The organism is Faecalibacterium sp. Marseille-P9312 (assembly GCF_902497445.1).
GTDB lineage: Bacteria > Bacillota > Clostridia > Oscillospirales > Ruminococcaceae > Faecalibacterium > Faecalibacterium longum.
This window is the reverse complement of record NZ_CABVEW010000007.1, coordinates 86,511-104,370: the sequence shown is the minus strand read 5'-3', so window position 1 is coordinate 104,370 and position 17,860 is coordinate 86,511. Positions and strand designations below refer to the sequence as shown.

Annotated in this window: 18 protein-coding genes, 1 tRNA gene and 1 other annotated feature; of the genes, 7 read left to right on the top strand and 12 right to left on the bottom strand. The window is 57.5% G+C overall.

Going from position 1 to position 17,860, the window contains the following annotated elements; genetic code table 11:
- Positions 1–121: 121 nt before the first annotated feature.
- Positions 122–1,957 (bottom strand): ATP-dependent zinc metalloprotease FtsH, encoded by a 1,836-nt coding sequence (gene ftsH / locus F3G95_RS07260; protein ID WP_149794424.1) that lies wholly within the window; start codon positions 1,955–1,957, stop codon positions 122–124.
- A gap of 655 nt (positions 1,958–2,612) precedes the next feature.
- Positions 2,613–2,876, top strand: a binding site (T-box leader).
- 68 nt (positions 2,877–2,944) lie between these two features.
- Between ftsH and F3G95_RS07255 the strand changes: the two genes are divergently transcribed.
- The 3 genes from F3G95_RS07255 (at position 2,945) to leuD (ending at position 6,685) form a co-directional block, all read left to right on the top strand.
- On the top strand, positions 2,945–4,597 hold the full coding sequence (locus F3G95_RS07255) for a 2-isopropylmalate synthase (RefSeq protein ID WP_149794423.1): 1,653 nt from the start codon (positions 2,945–2,947) through the stop codon (positions 4,595–4,597).
- Positions 4,598–4,919: 322 nt separating this feature from the next.
- On the top strand, positions 4,920–6,179 hold the full coding sequence (leuC, locus tag F3G95_RS07250; RefSeq protein WP_149794422.1) for a 3-isopropylmalate dehydratase large subunit: 1,260 nt from the start codon (positions 4,920–4,922) through the stop codon (positions 6,177–6,179).
- A gap of 17 nt (positions 6,180–6,196) precedes the next feature.
- Positions 6,197–6,685: a 3-isopropylmalate dehydratase small subunit gene (leuD, locus tag F3G95_RS07245; protein WP_149794421.1), complete on the top strand. Its 489-nt coding sequence runs from the start codon at positions 6,197–6,199 to the stop codon at positions 6,683–6,685.
- 134 nt (positions 6,686–6,819) lie between these two features.
- On the opposite strand, the gene F3G95_RS07240 is transcribed toward leuD, so the two are convergent.
- The gene (locus F3G95_RS07240; RefSeq protein WP_149794420.1) at positions 6,820–7,134 is read right to left on the bottom strand and encodes a hypothetical protein; all 315 of its coding nucleotides are present in this window, start codon (positions 7,132–7,134) and stop codon (positions 6,820–6,822) included.
- Between the two features lie 376 nt (positions 7,135–7,510).
- On the opposite strand from F3G95_RS07240, the gene leuB reads away from it, so the two are divergent.
- Complete coding sequence (leuB, locus tag F3G95_RS07235; protein WP_149794419.1) at positions 7,511–8,584, top strand: 3-isopropylmalate dehydrogenase; 1,074 nt, start codon at positions 7,511–7,513, stop codon at positions 8,582–8,584.
- Between the two features lie 235 nt (positions 8,585–8,819).
- The gene (gene ilvA / locus F3G95_RS07230; RefSeq protein WP_149794418.1) at positions 8,820–10,025 is read left to right on the top strand and encodes a threonine ammonia-lyase; all 1,206 of its coding nucleotides are present in this window, start codon (positions 8,820–8,822) and stop codon (positions 10,023–10,025) included.
- Positions 10,026–10,076: 51 nt separating this feature from the next.
- On the opposite strand, the gene F3G95_RS07225 is transcribed toward ilvA, so the two are convergent.
- From F3G95_RS07225 to F3G95_RS13890, 5 genes are all read right to left on the bottom strand, one after another.
- Complete coding sequence (locus tag F3G95_RS07225; RefSeq protein WP_015565547.1) at positions 10,077–10,250, bottom strand: hypothetical protein; 174 nt, start codon at positions 10,248–10,250, stop codon at positions 10,077–10,079.
- 18 nt (positions 10,251–10,268) lie between these two features.
- A complete protein-coding gene (locus tag F3G95_RS07220) occupies positions 10,269–10,574 on the bottom strand; it encodes a hypothetical protein (RefSeq protein ID WP_149794417.1) in 306 nt (101 codons plus the stop codon).
- A 141-nt stretch (positions 10,575–10,715) separates the two neighbouring features.
- Positions 10,716–11,327, bottom strand: a complete 612-nt coding sequence (locus F3G95_RS07215; protein ID WP_149794416.1) for an Ltp family lipoprotein — start codon at positions 11,325–11,327, stop codon at positions 10,716–10,718.
- Positions 11,328–11,343: 16 nt separating this feature from the next.
- A complete protein-coding gene (locus tag F3G95_RS07210) occupies positions 11,344–11,910 on the bottom strand; it encodes a zinc ribbon domain-containing protein (protein WP_149794415.1) in 567 nt (188 codons plus the stop codon).
- A complete protein-coding gene (locus tag F3G95_RS13890) occupies positions 11,911–12,339 on the bottom strand; it encodes a hypothetical protein (RefSeq protein ID WP_207706441.1) in 429 nt (142 codons plus the stop codon). It lies immediately after the preceding gene.
- Between the two features lie 182 nt (positions 12,340–12,521).
- Between F3G95_RS13890 and F3G95_RS07200 the strand changes: the two genes are divergently transcribed.
- Together F3G95_RS07200 and F3G95_RS07195 are read left to right on the top strand one after the other, a co-directional pair.
- Positions 12,522–12,725: a ribbon-helix-helix protein, CopG family gene (locus F3G95_RS07200; protein ID WP_149794414.1), complete on the top strand. Its 204-nt coding sequence runs from the start codon at positions 12,522–12,524 to the stop codon at positions 12,723–12,725.
- A 260-nt stretch (positions 12,726–12,985) separates the two neighbouring features.
- Positions 12,986–13,056: transfer RNA gene (locus F3G95_RS07195), tRNA-Gln, on the top strand.
- 353 nt (positions 13,057–13,409) lie between these two features.
- On the opposite strand, the gene thiC is transcribed toward F3G95_RS07195, so the two are convergent.
- Genes thiC through thiW form a run of 5 tightly spaced genes read right to left on the bottom strand, consistent with a single transcriptional unit; the run spans position 13,410 to position 17,566 of the window.
- Complete coding sequence (gene thiC, locus F3G95_RS07190) at positions 13,410–14,720, bottom strand: phosphomethylpyrimidine synthase ThiC (protein ID WP_015565549.1); 1,311 nt, start codon at positions 14,718–14,720, stop codon at positions 13,410–13,412.
- A 28-nt stretch (positions 14,721–14,748) separates the two neighbouring features.
- On the bottom strand, positions 14,749–15,579 hold the full coding sequence (gene thiD, locus F3G95_RS07185; RefSeq protein ID WP_149794413.1) for a bifunctional hydroxymethylpyrimidine kinase/phosphomethylpyrimidine kinase: 831 nt from the start codon (positions 15,577–15,579) through the stop codon (positions 14,749–14,751).
- A gap of 12 nt (positions 15,580–15,591) precedes the next feature.
- Positions 15,592–16,227: a thiamine phosphate synthase gene (gene thiE / locus F3G95_RS07180; RefSeq protein ID WP_149794412.1), complete on the bottom strand. Its 636-nt coding sequence runs from the start codon at positions 16,225–16,227 to the stop codon at positions 15,592–15,594.
- Positions 16,214–17,035, bottom strand: a complete 822-nt coding sequence (gene thiM, locus F3G95_RS07175) for a hydroxyethylthiazole kinase (protein ID WP_149794411.1) — start codon at positions 17,033–17,035, stop codon at positions 16,214–16,216. Before thiM ends, thiE begins: the two co-directional genes overlap by 14 nt.
- A gap of 15 nt (positions 17,036–17,050) precedes the next feature.
- Positions 17,051–17,566, bottom strand: coding sequence for an energy coupling factor transporter S component ThiW (gene thiW / locus F3G95_RS07170; RefSeq protein WP_015565553.1), 516 nt, complete (start codon positions 17,564–17,566; stop codon positions 17,051–17,053).
- Between the last annotated feature and the right edge of the window lie 294 nt (positions 17,567–17,860).

Here is a 17,860-nt window from a genome sequence, read left to right as displayed (position 1 = left end):
GCTGGTGCGCTGACGGGGAGGTTTATCCCAAATGCTTTTATCAGCGGTACGGCGTATCAGAAAACCGCCGTATCTGTAATGAATACGGATACGGCGGCTGGATTATTGCAGAGATCCTATTTTAATTTTCGCTGGAATCTTTTTCCTCAAGGATAGCCATGAACTCGTCGCCGGTGATGGTCTCCTTTTCATAAAGGTACTTCGCCAGCTCGTCGAGCTTTGCGCGGTTGTCGGTGAGGATCTTGACGGCCTTTTCGTGCTGGGCCTTTACCAAGTCCACGACCCGCTGGTCGATCTCGCGCTGGGTCTGGGCCGAGCAGGCCAGAGAGGTGTCGCCGCCCAGATACTGGTTGTTCACCGTCTCCAGGGCCACCATGTCGAACTCTTTGCTCATGCCGTAACGGGTGAGCATGGCGCGGGCAAGCTTGGTGGCCTGCTCGATGTCGTTGGACGCGCCGGTGGTGATGGAGCCGAACACCACTTCCTCGGCGGCACGTCCGCCGGTGAGGGTGGCGATCTTATTTTCCAGCTCTTCCTTGGTCATCAGGTAGTGGTTGCCCTCTTCGACCTGCATGGTGTAGCCCAGTGCGCCCGAGGTGCGGGGGATGATGGTGATCTTCTGCACGGGTGCGGAGTGATTCTGAAGCGCCGCCACCAGTGCGTGGCCGATCTCATGGTAGGCTACGATGCACTTTTCCTTGTCGGTGAGGATGGAGTTCTTCTTCTGGTAGCCGGCAATGACCACCTCGATGCTCTCCTCGAGGTCGGCCTCGGTCACGCTCTTGCGGCCAGCGCGCACGGCCCGCAGGGCGGCTTCGTTGACGATGTTGGCCAGCTCTGCGCCGGAGGCACCGGAGGCCATCCGGGCTACGGTGTTGAAGTCGATGCCGGGGGCAAGAGCAACTTTCTTGGCGTGGACCTTCAGGATCTCTTCGCGGCCCTTGAGGTCGGGCAGTTCCACAGGAACACGGCGGTCAAAGCGGCCGGGGCGGGTCAGAGCCGGGTCAAGGGAATCCGGACGGTTGGTGGCCGCGAGGATGATGACGCCGCTGTTGCCCTCGAAGCCGTCCATCTCGGTGAGCAGCTGGTTCAGGGTCTGCTCACGCTCGTCGTTGCCGCCCAGCTGGCCGCTGTTGCGCTTCTGGCCGATGGCGTCTATCTCGTCGATGAACACGATGCAGGGGGCTTTTTCCTTGGCCTGCTTGAACAAATCACGGACTTTGGACGCGCCCATGCCCACGAACATCTCCACAAACTCCGAGCCGGAGATGGAGAAGAACGGCACGTTGGATTCGCCCGCCACGGCCTTTGCCAGCATGGTCTTGCCGGTACCCGGAGGGCCGACGAGCAGGATGCCCTTGGGCATCGAGGCACCGATCTCTTCGTATTTCTTGGGGTCGTGCAGATAATCTACGATCTCCTGTAAGTTCTCTTTGGCCTCGTCCTCGCCGGCCACATCCGCAAAGCGGATGCCGTGGGTGGACTGGACGTAGACCTTGGCGTTGGACTTGCCCACGCCGCCGAACATCATCGAGTTCGCGCCGCCGGCCTTTTCTATGAGCTTTTTGTTCATGAAATTGCCCAGCCAGACGAAGAGGGCGATGGGCAGTACAAAGCTCAGCAGAAAGCTCAGCAGCGGCGAAGCCTGCTCCACGATCTCGCTGGAAAACTCGGCCCCCGCGTCGTAGAGGCGCTGGGTCAGGTCAGGGTCGTTCATCAGGCCGGTCTTGTAAATTTGCTTTTCGTCTTTATCGGTAAAGATGATCTGGTTCGATTCCACATCCACCCGGCCGATGTCTTTGTCCTCGGTCATGGACATGAAGGTGCCGTAGTCCACTTCTTTTACCTGCCGTTCGCTCATCCACGGCACGAGCACGAAGTTGAGCAGCATCAGCACCAGTAATACAATGGCGTAGTAAATAGCCAATGGCTTTTTGGGAGTCTTGACTTCTTTCATGGGGGTCCCTCCTTACGTTGCAAACAGCATACCACGACGCCATTTCAGAAACCAGCGTTTCGAGGCGAACTTTGCAAAAACTTCGCAGATTCTTAACAAAACCGAGGAACAAGGAGGCCGTCCGCTTGACAAATCGAATCACTTTGACTATACTGAACATACAAGAAGGTGCTGTCCGCAATGGTCAGCTTCCCTCGGCTAAGTCAAACAATAAGAATGACCGCTTTGCTTGGTAGGCTGGGGCGGTCATTTCTTATTGTTATGTATCTCTTTGAAGATAGCCCATGAGATCTGAAAGGTAACAAAGACTGCTCCGCCCAGCAGGCCGAGCAATGCGATAGTTTCCGTCAGGGTCATAAGGCATCCCCCCTTTCGCATTGCGTCCGGGGGAAGCAACAATAAGGTTTCACACCCCCGGAAGCTTGCCGGGGAAGCTAGACCACCTTTTTATGCAGACAGCACCTGGATACCGCCGCTTCGGGCGGTATTTTTATTGTACCATAGTTGGTGATATAATACAACAAAAATAGGATCTACCCGCAAATTTTGAAAATTTATGCTGCTATTTATGTGAAATCGTTTCATTTTCATTGTGAGCAAAACTGCTTGACAGGGGCGGCGGGTTTTGCTAAAATGAAACCACTTTGAACAAAGCGCAAATGCGTTGACGGGGAAAAAACGATTTTCTTCTGCGTACAGAGAGCCGCCGGATGGTGCAAGGTGGTGCAGAGGGTCTCGGTTACTGGCCCCTGAGCGGCAGGACTGAAGCAGACAGTAGGTCCTGACGGAAGCCCACCGTTATAGGGGCAGCGATTCGCCCTAAAAAGCCGATCGTGCAGAGCGGCTGTGCTTATGGCACAGCAAAGAGAGTGGTACCACGGGTGCCCTGTAACAGAAATTACAGGCTCTCGTCTCTCAGGGGATTTCGTCCTTTGAGAGACGGGAGCCTTTTCGTTTACAAAAAGTGTAAAATGGAGGACAAGAATTATGATGGACGCTACCAAGTACGCACCGGGATATTACCCGGTCCCCGCCGGTTATGACAGCTGGGTCAAGAAGGATCACATCGAGAAAGCTCCCACCTGGTGCAGCGTGGATCTGCGCGACGGCAATCAGGCCCTGATCGTCCCCATGAGCCTCGAGGAAAAGCTGGAATTCTTCCAGATGCTGGTCAAAATTGGCTTCAAGGAGATCGAAGTCGGCTTCCCGGCCGCCAGCGAGACGGAGTACGAGTTCCTCCGCACCCTCATCGAGAAGAACATGATCCCCGACGATGTCACCGTGCAGGTGCTGACCCAGTGCCGCGACCACATCATCCGCCGCACCTTCGAGGCTGTCAAGGGCGCACCTCGTGCGGTCGTCCACTTCTATAATTCCACCTCCGTCGCCCAGCGCGAGCAGGTGTTCCACAAGTCTAAGGAGGAGATCAAGCAAATCGCCGTGGACGGCGCAAAGCTGGTCAAGCAGCTGAGCGAGGAGTATGAGGGCAACTTCCTCTTCGAGTACAGCCCCGAGAGCTTCACCGGCACCGAGGTGGACTACGCCGTTGAGGTCTGCAACGCGGTCCTGGACATCATGCAGCCCACCCCCGACCGCCCCATGATCATCAACCTGCCGGTCACGGTCGAGATGAGCATGCCCCACGTTTACGCAAACCAGATCGAGTATTGCGACAAGCACCTCAAGTACCGCGACAGCGTCATCATCTCCACCCACCCGCATAATGACCGCGGCACCGGCGTCGCCTGTGCCGAGCTGGCCGTTCTGGCAGGCGCTCAGCGGGTGGAGTGCTGCCTCTTCGGCAACGGCGAGCGCACCGGCAACGTGGACGCTGTGACCCTCGCCATGAATATGTACAGCCACGGCGTAGACCCGAAGCTGGACTTCTCCGATATGCCCGCCATCTGCGCTACCTATGAGCGGGTCACCCGGATGCACATCTACGAGCGCACCCCCTACGCCGGTCAGCTGGTGTTCGCCGCCTTCTCGGGCAGCCATCAGGACGCCATTGCAAAGGGCATGGCCTACCGCAAGGAGAAGGGCGACCACCGCTGGACCTGCCCCTATATCCCGGTGGACCCCCACGACATCGGCCGCACCTACGACGCCGACGTCATCCGCATCAACAGCCAGAGCGGCAAGGGCGGCATCGGCTTCGTGCTGGAGCAGAACTACGGCTACAACCTGCCCGCCAAGATGCGCGAGGCTCTGGGCTACAAGGTCAAGAGCGTGTCCGACCACAGCCACAAGGAGCTGAGCGCAGGCGAAGTGCTCCACATCTTCGAGGATACCTTCCTCAACAAGTCCAAGCCCCTGTCTGTCGTCGAGGCTCACTTCGCACAGGTCAACGGCATCACCGCCACCGTCACGCTGGATCTGAACGGTCAGCGCAAGGTGGTCACATCGGTGGGTAATGGCCGTCTGGATGCTGTGGCAAACGCTATCCAGAGCGCCACCGGCATGGACTTCCACCTGGAAACTTACTCCGAGCACAGTCTGGACGAAGGCTCCACCTCCCGCGCCGCTTCCTACGTCGGCCTCGCGTGGGGCGACGGCGTCGTCACCTGGGGTGCAGGCACCGATACCGATATTATCGTGGCCGGTATCCATGCACTGGTCAGCGCGATCAACAATAAATAAGAGAGTAAATAAGGGGCAGCTCTGCACAACCTCTCCGTCATTGCTTCGCAATGCCACTGCCCGGGTTGCGGCTCCCAGCGTCTGCTTCGCTGCCGCTCGCATCCTGCTGGCCGCGGCCCCAACAGCTCCTCCCTGTTTCCGCCACTGGCGGCGGTCGTCGCCGTTGCTCCTATCGAGGGGAGGCCTTGGCATTCCCCGCAAAGTAAACGGTTTCGCCAGAGGCTCCCCTACTAGGGGAGCTGACGCCGCAGGCGGCTGAGAGGTTGGACAGAGGAGAGACTGACCATAGAGAACAAGCTACGATAAAAAGGAGAGTACCATCATGGGAATGACCCAGACGCAGAAAATTCTGGCCGCACACGCAGGCCTCGCCGAGGTCAAGGCAGGCCAGCTCATCAACGCCAAGCTCGACATCGTGCTGGGCAATGACATCACTACCCCCGTCGCCATCAACGAGTTCGAAAAGGCGGGCTTCAACGGCGTGTTCGACAAAGAGCACATCGCCATCGTCCTCGACCACTTCGTTCCCAACAAGGACATCAAGAGCGCGACCCAGTCCAAGCAGTGCCGCGAGTTCGCCAACAAGTACGACATCCTCAATTTCTACGATGTGGGCCAGATGGGCATCGAGCACGCTCTGCTGCCCGAAAAAGGCATCGTGACAGCCGGTGACTGCGTCATCGGCGCCGACAGCCACACCTGCACCTACGGCGCACTGGGCGCATTCTCCACAGGCGTCGGCTCCACCGATATGGCCGCCGGCATGGCTACCGGCATGGCATGGTTCAAGGTGCCTGCCGCCATCAAGTTCGTGCTGAACGGCAAGCTGCCGCCGAGAGTTTCCGGCAAAGACCTCATCCTCCACATCATCGGTATGATCGGCGTGGATGGTGCGCTGTATAAGTCGATGGAGTTCACCGGCCCGGGCGTCGCTTCCCTCTCCATGGACGACCGCCTGAGCATCTGCAACATGGCCATCGAGGCCGGTGCCAAGAACGGCATCTTCCCCGTGGACGACGTGACTAAGGCTTATCTCAAGGGCCGCAGCCAGCGGGAGCCGGTGTTCTATGAGGCCGACCCGGACGCCGAGTACGAGAAGACCATTGAGATCGACCTCTCTGCCCTTGAGCCGACCGTCAGCTACCCCCACCTGCCCGAGAACACTCACCCCGCCAGCGAGGGCAAGGACATCAAGATCGACCAGGTGGTCATCGGCAGCTGCACCAATGGCCGCCTCGAGGATATGGAAGCCGCTTACAACATCCTGAAGGGCAAACACATCGCCAAGGGCGTGCGCGGCATCATCATCCCCGCCACCATGGCCGTGTACAAGGAGTGCATCCTCCGCGGCTGGACGACGGCCTTCATCGACGCGGGCTGCATCGTCTCCACCCCCACCTGCGGCCCCTGCCTCGGCGGCTACATGGGCATCCTCGCCGAGGGTGAGCGCTGCGTCTCCACCACCAACCGCAACTTCGTGGGCCGCATGGGCCACGTCAAGAGCGAGGTGTATCTGGCTTCGCCCGCTACCGCTGCCGCCAGCGCGTTGACCGGTTACATCACCGACCCCCGCACGGTCTGAGAAAAGGAGAGTCACCCATGAACAACGCAAACGGTTCTGTTTTCAAATACCCGGATAACGTGGATACCGACGTCATCATCCCGGCCCGCCACCTGAACACGCAGGATGCCAGAGAGCTGGCCAGCCACTGCATGGAGGACATTGACAAGGACTTCATCAACAACGTCAAGGACGGCGACATCATGGTGGGCGGCTGGAACTTCGGCTGCGGCTCCTCCCGTGAGCACGCACCGCTGGCCATCAAGACCGCCGGTATTTCCGTCGTCATCGCCAAGAGCTTCGCGCGCATCTTCTACCGCAACAGCATCAACATCGGTCTGCCCATCATGGAATGCCCCGAGGCCGTGGACGCCATCAGCGCAGGCGATACGGTCAGTGTGAACTTTGATCCCGGCGTCATCCCCGATGAGCCCACCGGCAAGCCCTTCCAGGCCGACCCCTTCCCGCCGTTCATCCAGAAGATCATCGCCGATGGCGGTCTGATGAAGTCGCTGACGAAAAAGTAAAGTTTTTGCTGTGAGTTCGCGCGCCTGTGGCGCGGGATAGAGCGCGGTTACGCGAGGTTAAGTTCTCTTTTGCGTGCCAAAAGAGAACCAGAAATGGTTCTCGCGCCGGTGGCGCGGGGCAGAGCGCTTTTACGTTAAGTGGAATTGTTCTCTTTTGATGTCAAAAGAGAACCAGAAAACCACCAGCGATTTCGACGCGCTGGACCCACGAGAAAGGGGCTGCTCGCCCCTTTCAGACCCCGAAGGGGTTGTCGAAACGGAAAAAAGCTAGTCGCTGCGCTAAACGCTTTTTTCTCGTTTCTCCGATTTACGGCTTCGCCGAGGGTGTTACGTTTCAGCAGGACTTTACGTTCAGCAAAGGCGTAAAGTCTGCTGCGAAGCAGCAAATCGGCGGAGAGCGAAAATGCGGTTAAGAGATCTTCACGCCGAATGGCGTGAATCTCCAGCATTTTTGCTTGGAGCCTACTTCTTCGGAATCGTTAAGGGCGAGAAGCCCTTAACTCGTTGTGGGGAGAGTGGAGTCCAGAGGTAGGGAGGGGGGATTCGAAACACCCCTCCCTGCCTCTGGCCCGCGCGGAGCGCAAAGCCATTTGACCAAAAGAAAAAACTGCCCCGCGCCACCAGCGCGAGAACCAGCTTAAAGAAAAAACCAGCTCTGCCTCTGGCCCGCGCGGAGCGCAAGCCACTTGACCGTAAGATAAAACATCCCCCGCGCCACCAGCGCGCGATCCCACTTAAAGAAAACTCTAACCCCGCACACGCCCACCCAAAAGCAAGGACCCTGTCATAAATCGCTGCCCAATCGAAGAAAGGATGCCCATAAGAATGGAAAAAAACATTGCTGTCATCTGGGGCGACTGCTCCAGCCCCGAGATCGTGAAGCAGACCCTCCGCGTTCTCGATAAGGTGGCCGAAAAGTACGGCCACACCTTCCACTACACCGACGCCGCGATGGGCGGCGAGGCCATCGACAAGTACGGCGACCCGCTGCCCCAGCATGAGCTGGACAAGTGCCTCGCGGCCGACAGCGTCCTTCTGGGCGCAGTGGGCGGCCCCAAGTGGGAGGGTCTGCCCGGCGAGCAGCGCCCCGAAAAGGGTCTGCTCCGCCTCCGCGCCGGGATGGGTCTCTACTCCAACAACCGCCCGGCCAAGATCTGGCCCCAGCTGGCCCCGGCCAGCCCCCTCAAGCCCGAGATCGTGGCAAAGGGCATCGACTTCATCATCGTGCGAGAGCTCATCGGCGGCGTCTATTTCGGCAAGCACGAGACTTACACGCTGGAAAACGGCGAGAAGCAGGCGGTGGATTCCATGCCCTACTCGGAGCATGAGATCGAGCGCATCGGCCGCATCGGCTTCGAGACGGCCATGAAGCGCCGCAGGAAGCTCTGCTGCGTGGATAAGGCCAACGTGCTGGATACCAGCCGCCTCTGGCGTGCGGTCATGCACCGCCTGCAGGCTGAGTACCCCGAGGTGGAGTACAGCGAGATGTTCGTGGACAACTGCGCCATGCAGGTCGTCAAGGACCCCAGCCAGTTCGACGTCATCGTTACCGAGAACATGTTCGGCGACATCATCTCCGACGAGGCCTCCATGATCACCGGCTCCATCGGCATGATCCCCTCGTCCAGTCTGGGCGACGGCACCCGGGGCCTGTACGAGCCCATCCATGGCTCTGCCCCCGACATCGCGGGCAAGGACATCGTCAACCCCACCGCCTGCATCCTCTCCGCCGCCATGATGCTGCGGTACTCCTTTGGCATGGCGGAGGAGGCTGACGCCATTGAGAACGCGGTGAATAAGGTTCTGGACAAGGGCCTGCGCACCGCCGACAACATGAGTGAGGGCTGCACCTGCCTCGGCTGCACCGCCATGGGTGACGCTATTCTCGCGGAGATTTGAGTTTACCGGAACGTAATAGGATAAAGTGGTAATACCCCGCCGCTGTTCACTGTTTGGTGAATGGCGGCGGTTTTTCTATAAGACAATCTCAGCAAATTCCGCTTTCTGCCTTAAAGTGTGAAATAGATTCATTTGACAAATCAATTTATGTAAACTATACTAAATCCTGTCTTTAACGATGAAAAGTAGCCCGTGTGCCGGGATGGATAAACAGAGATAGGATGGGAAAAACGATATGCTGACACTGGATAAGATCTACCACGCCGCCTTTGTCCTCAAGGACGTAGCCCGCAAGACCGACCTCATCGAGGCACCCCGGCTCTCCAAGGACTGCCAGCTCTACCTCAAGACCGAGAACCTGCAGGTGACCGGCAGCTTCAAGGTGCGCGGCGCTTATTATAAGATCAGCCAGCTCTCCAAGGAGGAGAGCGACAAGGGCGTCATCGCCTGCTCGGCGGGCAACCACGCACAGGGCGTGGCGCTGGCCGCTACCCGCCGCGGCATCAAGAGCATCGTCTGCATGCCGGACGGCGCGCCCATCATGAAGGTTGAGAACACCAAGAACCTCGGTGCGGAGGTCTGCCTCGTACCCGGTACCTACGACGACGCCCACGACAAGGCCGTGGAGCTGCAGGAAGAGACGGGCATGACCTTCATCCACCCATACGACGACGAGCAGGTCATTGCCGGTCAGGGTACCATCGGCCTCGAAATTCTCGACCAGCTGCCCGATGTGGACGCTGTCATCGTGCCTGTGGGCGGCGGCGGACTCATCTCCGGCGTGGCCTTCGCCATCAAGAGCCTGAAGCCCGACGTCAAGGTCTACGGCGTGCAGGCCGAGGGCGCACCCAGCATGTACCGCTCCCTCCATGAGCACAAATACCAGACCCTTTCTGCCGTCTCCACCTTCGCAGACGGCATTCAGGTCAAGACTCCCGGTGAGCTGACTTACAAGCTCTGCGAGGAGTATGTGGACGACATCGTCACTGTCACTGAGGACGAGACCGCAGCGGCCATCCTCTCCCTGATGGAGAACCAGAAGCTGGTGGCCGAGGGTGCAGGCGCAGTGCCTGTGGCGGCGGCGCTCTTCCACAAGCTGCCCATCGAGGGCAAGAAGGTCGTCTGCCTCGTCTCCGGCGGCAACATCGACGTGAACATCCTCAACCGCGTCATCACCCGCGGCCTCGTCATGAGCGGCCGCAAGGCCAACCTGACCATTGCGCTGGAAGACAAGCCCGGCCAGCTGCAGCAGGTGGCCGACATCGTCTCCCGCTGCGGCAGCAATGTGGTGTCCGTCCTCCACGACGGCTCCGACCCCAATATGCCCATCTCCAGCTGCTTCCTCAAGCTGACTCTCGAGACCCGCGACAACGCCCAGATCGAGCAGATCCGGCAGGAGCTCACCAAGGCAGGCTTCCAGCTGGTGGCCGAGCGCGTATAACTTTATCAGAAGATGCAGAAACGCCGCCCAAACGGGCGGCGTTTCGTTTTGTCAGCCGATGATCTCGTACTGGAAATATTCGCACTTGAGCTTGCTGCCTACGTCGATCTCCGGCGGCAGGAGCGCCAGTGCCACCGGGTTCAGCTCGTCGCTCTCGATGTCGGTGCGGCGCAGGTTGACGTAATCGCCGTCAAAGCTCACGACTTCATAATACCAAGGCCCCATACTGTTTCCTCCCGTGATTCATTCCTGTGTGTTCTCTTTTTCCTGCTTCCGCCAGTGGTAGTACGGCCCGAGGATGCAGACGGCGGCGAGTATCATCACCGCGAGGATGATGCTGGTGACGGTCTGATTGTCGGAGAAAAAGTAGAACAGCAGCTGCCCGCCGCCCACGATGAGCTCCAGCACGCCCAGAAGCCTCTGCCAGAGGCGGCGGGCCTCTTCGCTGGACGCTTCCAGCCGCTTGCCCAGTATGCCGGGCAGCTCGATGCGGAGGACGTCCGCAACGCCCCATGCCAGAAAAAGGATGCCGAGAATGATATGGTCCATAAGCCGCGCTCCTTTCTGCGTCACGCGCTGAACAGAAAAACTTTTACAGTGAAAGTATATCATATCGGTGAGACCCCGGCAAGGACGGGATTTGGAGTGGGATGAAGGGCGATTGAGTTTGGTGCCATAACGATTTTCTGTTTAGCTTAGATGGTCAATGGCATACTGTGCTTCGGAGGCTGTGAATTGCTCTCCATATTCAGAAGTTAACTGGTCATAAACGGCGCTCTTAGACATGGACATATTGTAGTAATACTGTTTTGCCTTTTCCAGTGCATTTGCATTCCAGTCTACGCCCGTCATATGGTCAATGGTATACTGTGCAGTATCGGCAGAGAAACCTTCGCCATAAGAGGAAGTTAGTTGGTCATAAACGCCTTTTTTCGACATATGGAGATTTTTAGCATATGACAAGCCCTTTGTTAAAGCATTTTGGTATTCTGTTGAGACGTCTGCACTTGGAGTTGTTACCGACCCAGAATAGGTGGAATAGTTTGATTTTGACGAGGAGTAAGAAGATTTAACACTTGCACTGTTGTACCCTGATGTTTTCGAGGTGCTCTCTCCCAAACTTCCTAATACAACTATCGCCAGTACAGCACAAAGGACTATTCCAATCCACCGGGGCGTCTTTTTATTTGTCTGTCCCACGTTCTTTGCAATAGTCTGCGTACTTTCCTGCACCTTCTGCCCACAACTTGAGCAAAATAGAGCATCATCATCTAGTGGAGCTCCACATTTTTTGCAATACATTTATTATTCACACCCTTTACGATTCGCTTGCACTAGCTCTTACAAAATATATTGTAACTTCCGAACTTCCTGTTTTGGGAAGACTCATCATAAATGTTTCATCCTTATAGACGGCGTAAACAGGTTTGCTCTCCACTCCTTCAAATGTGACTTCATATACAAGAGAACCATCGCCTAATTTTTCTGTCTCTTCTGCGCAGTAGCGCCAAGTATAATTGAGATTTATCCCATCGCTAAGAGTGTCCATTGTTCCGGTTCCGTCAGTACTAAACGTAACCGTCGCTTTTTTGTAGTCCATTAAATCATTAGAAGTATTGATATCAACTCCCGCTTTTTTTGATTGCCACTCTCCACAAATCTTAATAGCTGGGTCGTCTTTTTTCGCTGGTGTTGACCCGAACATACGAATTCCAAACGCCGCTGCTAAGATAACGAGTACAGCAATAATAGCAATGATAACTTTTTTAGGGGAAGGTTTGGTTGTAGCTTTAGAGGTTTGAATACCGGCATCTTCACTCCAACCGCAGTTTTCACAGGTCGATACACCATCGGGCAGTTTGTTTCCACACTTCGGGCAGTACATTCACTTTTCCTCCTTTTGGGACACGTAATGAACCACGACAAGGCCGATTGCCGCAAGCACAAACATCGCAGTCAGCACAAAGAATGCCGTTGCATACGTTCCGTTAATGATATAGTTATAAGCATCTCCGCCAACATAGGCATTCACATATTTATGAGGGTAGGAATCACCGGAATCATACCGGAACATCTTATCAAGACCTTTATAGAATGTAAAAGCTCCACAGCACAGGGACACAACTGCCAGATAGCACCAAACGCTCCATTTGGTCTTTTCTGCCTTTTGGGTGTTCTGTTCCGGTACAGTCAGTGCTTGCTCCTCAATAGGAGAGGAGGCAGCTTCCTGATTGTTTTGCGGCACTTCCCAACCACATTTTTCGCATTTTGATTGTCTGCTCGAAATCATTGCTCCACATTTTTTACAGTACATTGTAATTCCTCCTGATTTCAAAAATTGCACTTTCTAACAGCTTGTTTCTTCGTCCTCCTTTCCATTTTCTTCATTATACATCACTGAACTACAAATGTATACACTTATAGTTCAATTCTTATAATTGTAGTCTACAAATCGTTCTCTTTTTTGGCTACACTTGTAGTGGAAAGAGGTGCATCATGGAGAACTATTCAAATAAAAAGCTAATAATCCGTCCCCGCCGGGCCGCATTGGGTAAGACTGCTGTTGTCTCTGTGCGCCTTTCAGAGGATACGATCAAGCGGCTTGATACCATTACCACCCGCACCGGACACAGCCGTAATGAGTTGATTCAGCTGTGTGTGGAGTTTGGCTTGGAGAATATGGAAATTAAAGAGGACTAATAATCATATGCTGTTAAATGTAAAGGGGGCGACTGTATATCGTACAAACTGCGCCGTTCTCCGTTGTTCCTTTATTTTGACTCAAGCATTGCGTCAAAAGTTTTTCAACTGATATTTTTTAACTTGACAGGCTCTCAAAGTTCAGTTAAAATAACATGGTAAGCTTTATAAAGTAAGCCTTATAAAAAGTAGTATATGGGTAGTAATAGAGTGACCAATAAGGCTACCTGACGATTCAAAGACAAGAAAAACAACGATAATGCGCCATCGCCAAGCGGTAAGGCAGGGGACTTTGACTCCCCCATCGTAGGTTCGACTCCTGCTGGCGCAACTGTGTAAAAAGACCTGCACCGAGGCTGAGCTTCAGCCCCCGGTGCAGGTCTTTTTGTGTGCAAAAACAGGAATGGGGGACGGCATCGGAACCGTCCCCCCTCGAAAGGCATTTGGCAGGCGTGGCGTTCTCCTGCATCTCTCAGGGCGAAAGCCCTTGTCGTTACCATCGGCGTGTGGCTGCCACGAAATTGACCACCTCAAATGTCTCGCTCGTCCAGTATATCATGCCGGATTCATTTTGTACATAAAGACCATCTCGCTGAGACGCAAAAAAGCCGCCCGGTTTTTGTACCGGGCGGCAATGGAGAAGAAAAATCGCAAAAGCGATGAAAATATCGGTTTTACAGCAGCTTACAGGATGTCGATGTACTCACCGGCCAGAGCCTTGTTCATGCTGCGGACGGCGCAGAACTTGCCGCACATGGAGCAGGTGTCGCTGTGGTCGTCCTCGGGCAGGCGGGCGTCACGGATGGCCTTTGCCGTCTCGGGGTCGAGGGCGCAGGCGAACTGCGCATCCCAGTCGAGGACGCGGCGGGCGTCGCCCATCTTGTCGTCGATGTCCCGGGCGTGGGGGATGCCCTTTGCGATGTCGGCGGCGTGGGCGGCGATCTTGGAAGCCACGATGCCCTGCTTGACGTCGTCCACATTGGGCAGAGCCAGATGCTCGGCAGGGGTGACATAGCACAGGAAGGCTGCGCCGCTCATGGCCGCGACAGCGCCGCCGATGGCAGCAGTGATGTGGTCATAGCCGGGGGCGATGTCGGTGACGAGGGGGCCGAGGACGTAGAAAGGTGCGCCCATGCAGATGGTCTTCTGGATCTCCATGTTGGCGGCGACCTGGTTCAGAGGCACATGGCCCGGGCCTTCCACCATGACCTGGACGTTGTGCGCCCAGGCCCGCTTGGTCAGCTCGCCCAGACGCACCAGCTCTTCGATCTGGCAGACGTCGGTGGCGTCGGCGAGGCAGCCGGGGCGGCAGGCATCGCCCAGAGAGATGGTGACGTCGTGCTCTTCGCAGATGTCCAGAATCTCGTCGAAGTGCTCATAGAAGGGGTTCTCGTTGCCGGTCATGCACATCCATGCAAACACCAGCGAGCCGCCGCGGCTGACGATGTTCATCTTCCGCTTATGCTTGCGGATCTGCTCGATGGTCTTACGGGTGATGCCGCAGTGGAGGGTGACGAAGTCCACGCCGTCCTCTGCGTGCAGACGCACCACATCGATGAAGTCCTGTGCCGTCAGGGTGGCGAGGTCGCGCTGGTAGTGGATGACCGAGTCGTACACCGGCACAGTGCCGATCATGACGGGGCATTCGTGGGTCAGCTTCTGACGGAAGGGCTGGGTATTGCCGTGGCTCGAGAGGTCCATGATGGCCTCTGCGCCCATGTTGACGGCGCTCATGACCTTCTGCATCTCGATGCTGTAGTCCTTGCAGTCGCGGGAGACGCCGAGGTTGACGTTGATCTTGGTGCGGAGCATGGAGCCGATGCCCTCGGGGTTCAGGCACTCGTGGTGCTTGTTGGCCGGGATGGCGACCTTGCCCTCAGCGACCAGCTGACGGATCTCTTCGACGGTGCGGTACTCCTTCTTGGCCACCGTTTCCATCTGGGGCGTGACGATGCCCTTGCGGGCGGCATCCATCTGTGTGGTGTAAGTCTGCATTTGAAAATCCTCCGAAAATACGCTCTCTTTATTTATGAACAGCGTCCGGGACGCCGTGCATCCAGTTTTCGACCCCGGCGCCGCCCAGAGTGTGGTCCAGCGGGCCGGAGCCGCGGCCCAGATCGAGCTGCGCGTTCAGCGCGTCGGTCAGGTAAGCCTTGGCCCGGGCGATCGCTTCTTCCAGCGCAAACCCTTTGGCAAGGTTGGCCGCAATGGCACTGGACAGAGTGCAGCCGGTGCCGTGGGTGTTGGGGTTGGCGATACGCTTACCCGGAAACCAGATCTCCGCGCCATCCGGGAAGGTGAGCAGATCGTCGGCGTCGGTGTCACTGTGGCCGCCCTTGAGCAGGACGGCACAGCCGCAGTCGGCGGCGATGACCCGGGCGGCGGCGCTCATGTCGGCACGGCCCGAGATGTGCAGGCCGGACAGCACTTCGGCCTCGTGCCGGTTGGGCGTGATGACCTCGGCCAGAGGGAACAGCTCCCGGCGCAGGGTATGCACGGCATCCGATGCGATCAAATCAGAGCCGGAGGTGGCTACCATCATGGGGTCCACGACGATGTGCTCCGCCTTGTAAAAGCGGAGACGCTCGGCGATCGTCTCAATGAGCGGGGCAGAGGACACCATGCCGATCTTGACGGCGCAGGGGCGGATGTCGGTGAAGACGGCGTCTATCTGCTGGGCCAGAAATTCGGGGCTGACCTCGGAGATGCCGGATACACCGGTGGTGTTCTGGGCCGTCAGGGCGGTGATGGCGCTCATGGCGAAGACGCCGTTCATGGTCATGGCTTTGAGGTCGGCCTGAATGCCGGCGCCGCCGCTGGAATCGCTGCCCGCGATGGTAAGTGCAGTTTTCATGGGTTTGCTCCTTTAGATGATTTGTTCTGTCAGTGCCTTCAGCTCTTTGCACTCAGCCTCAATGTCCTCGGCGCTGAAGATCGCGCTCACGAGAGCCACGCCGTCCGCGCCGGAGCCTTTGAGGTTGAGGATATTGTCTTTATGGATGCCGCCGATGGCCACGACCGGCACATCCACGGAGTCGCAGATCTCTTTCAGTCTGCCCTCCGGCAGGACATCCACATCGGTTTTGGTGTGGGTGGAAAATGCCGCGCCGACGCCCAGATAGTCCGCGCCGTGGGCTACGGCCAGCTGTGCTTCCTCGACGGAATGGGCCGACACACCGATGATCATGTCAGGGCCGACCTTGGCGCGGACGTCTGCGGCGGCCATATCTTCCTGCCCGACGTGGATGCCGTCGGCATGGCATTTTATAGCGATCTCGACGTTATCGTTGATGATGAAGGGTACGCCATAGCTGCGGCAGAGGGCGGAAAGCTCCATGGCTTCCTGCAAAAATGCCGCATCGTCCAGCTCCTTTTCCCGCAGCTGGACGCAGGTGACGCCGCCTTTCAGTGCGTCTTCCACCTGCTGGCGGAGGGTCTCGCGGCCCGTCCACGCCCGGTCGGTGACGGCGTAGAGAAGCATGGTATGTTTATCGCATTTCATAGCGTGCTCCTTCCTCGAGCTGTTCGGGGGTCATGTTGTAGATCGCGTCGATGATGTAATTGCGGTAGGTGGCGTTGCCGTCCAGCCTGGAAAGGCGGCTGTGAGCTACTTCGCCCGCAAGGCCCATGGCGCAGACAGCAGCAGCGGCGGCTTCCAGAGGCTTGTCCGGGTTGGCCGCACAGAATGCCGCCGTCAGGGCCGAGAGCTGACAGCCGGTGCCGGTGACGGCGCTCATCATGGGGTGGCCGTTGCGGATGCAGAAGGCCCGCTCTCCGTCGGCCACGATGTCGATGGCACCGGTGACGGCGACGACCGCCCCTGTGCGGGCCGCAAACGCTTTGGCGAATGCCACGGTCTTGTCCAGCGTCTCGTCCGTCACCTTGTCGGCGGTGTCGGCGTCCACGCCTTTCGTGGTGCCGCTGCCTGCCGCCAGCGTCCGAATCTCGGAGATGTTGCCCCGGATGACTGTGAACTTCACTTCCCGCAGGAGGCGCAGTGCCGTTTCGGTGCGCAGATGGGAAGCGCCTGCGCCCACGGGGTCCAGCACGACAGGATGGCCCAGCCGGTTGGCGGTGTGTCCCGCCAGCAGCATGGAGGGGATGGTGCGGCTGTTCAGCGTGCCGATGTTGAGGTTCAGCCCGGCACACAGCGAGGTGATGTCCTCGACCTCGGCGGCATCATCCGCCATGATGGGGGACGCCCCGCAGGCGAGGACGATGTTGGCACAGTCGTTGACGGTGACGTAGTTGGTGATGTTATGGACAAGCGGACTTTTGGCCCGGACGTTGGCAAAGAGGTTCCGAAACATGGCTTCTCCTTCGAATCAGCTCAGGCTGGCCTGCATGGCGCGGAGTGCGCCTGCGCGGGAAAGTGCGGCCAGCAGTGCGCCTGCAATGATGGCACCGCCGGCGGTGGAGACGAGGAAGGGAACGATGTAGGCGTAGAACGCGATGTCGCCGGCGCTCTTGCCCATCAGCAGGATGGCGACGGGGTAGGCGCACAGACCGCCGAGGATGGAGGTGCCGAACACCTCGCCCACGAGGGTGGGCAGCAGCTTATGGGTCTTGTGGAAGACGATGCCGCAGAGCAGTGCGCCGAACATGCTGCCGGGGAAAGCCATCAGACTGCCCAGACCCAGCAGGTTGCGCAGCAGGGAGGCAACGAAAGCCACGCCCACGCCGTAGTAAGGCCCCAGCAGGACAGCGCAGAGGATGTTGACCATGTGCTGCACAGGGGCGCATTTGCTGCCGAAGACCGGGAAGGAGAAGACGCTGCCCACGACAGCGACAGCGCAGAACATACCGGCGAGGGCCAGCTTTTTGGCAGAATAGTGTTTCATAGTGAGTGCTCCTTTTCAATAAAAAATAAGTGCAGGGGCAGACCGCCGCTCCCGCACACGAACAGACCCGGCACCCGCGCAGAGATGCCGGAAACGGAAGAAGCGGTCGAGGCTCACTGGCCTCCTCTCACGCCGGAACACGGCTTCCCATCGCATACAAGACCCCGGACTCAGGGCGCTCCCCCTCAGTTGGCAACAAAAAAAAAAAACAGGAGACGCCTTCTGCGGCGTCTCCTGTAAAAATCCATAAACGGTGTTATGACTTCCTACAGCGGCATTATCCGCATCAGGTGC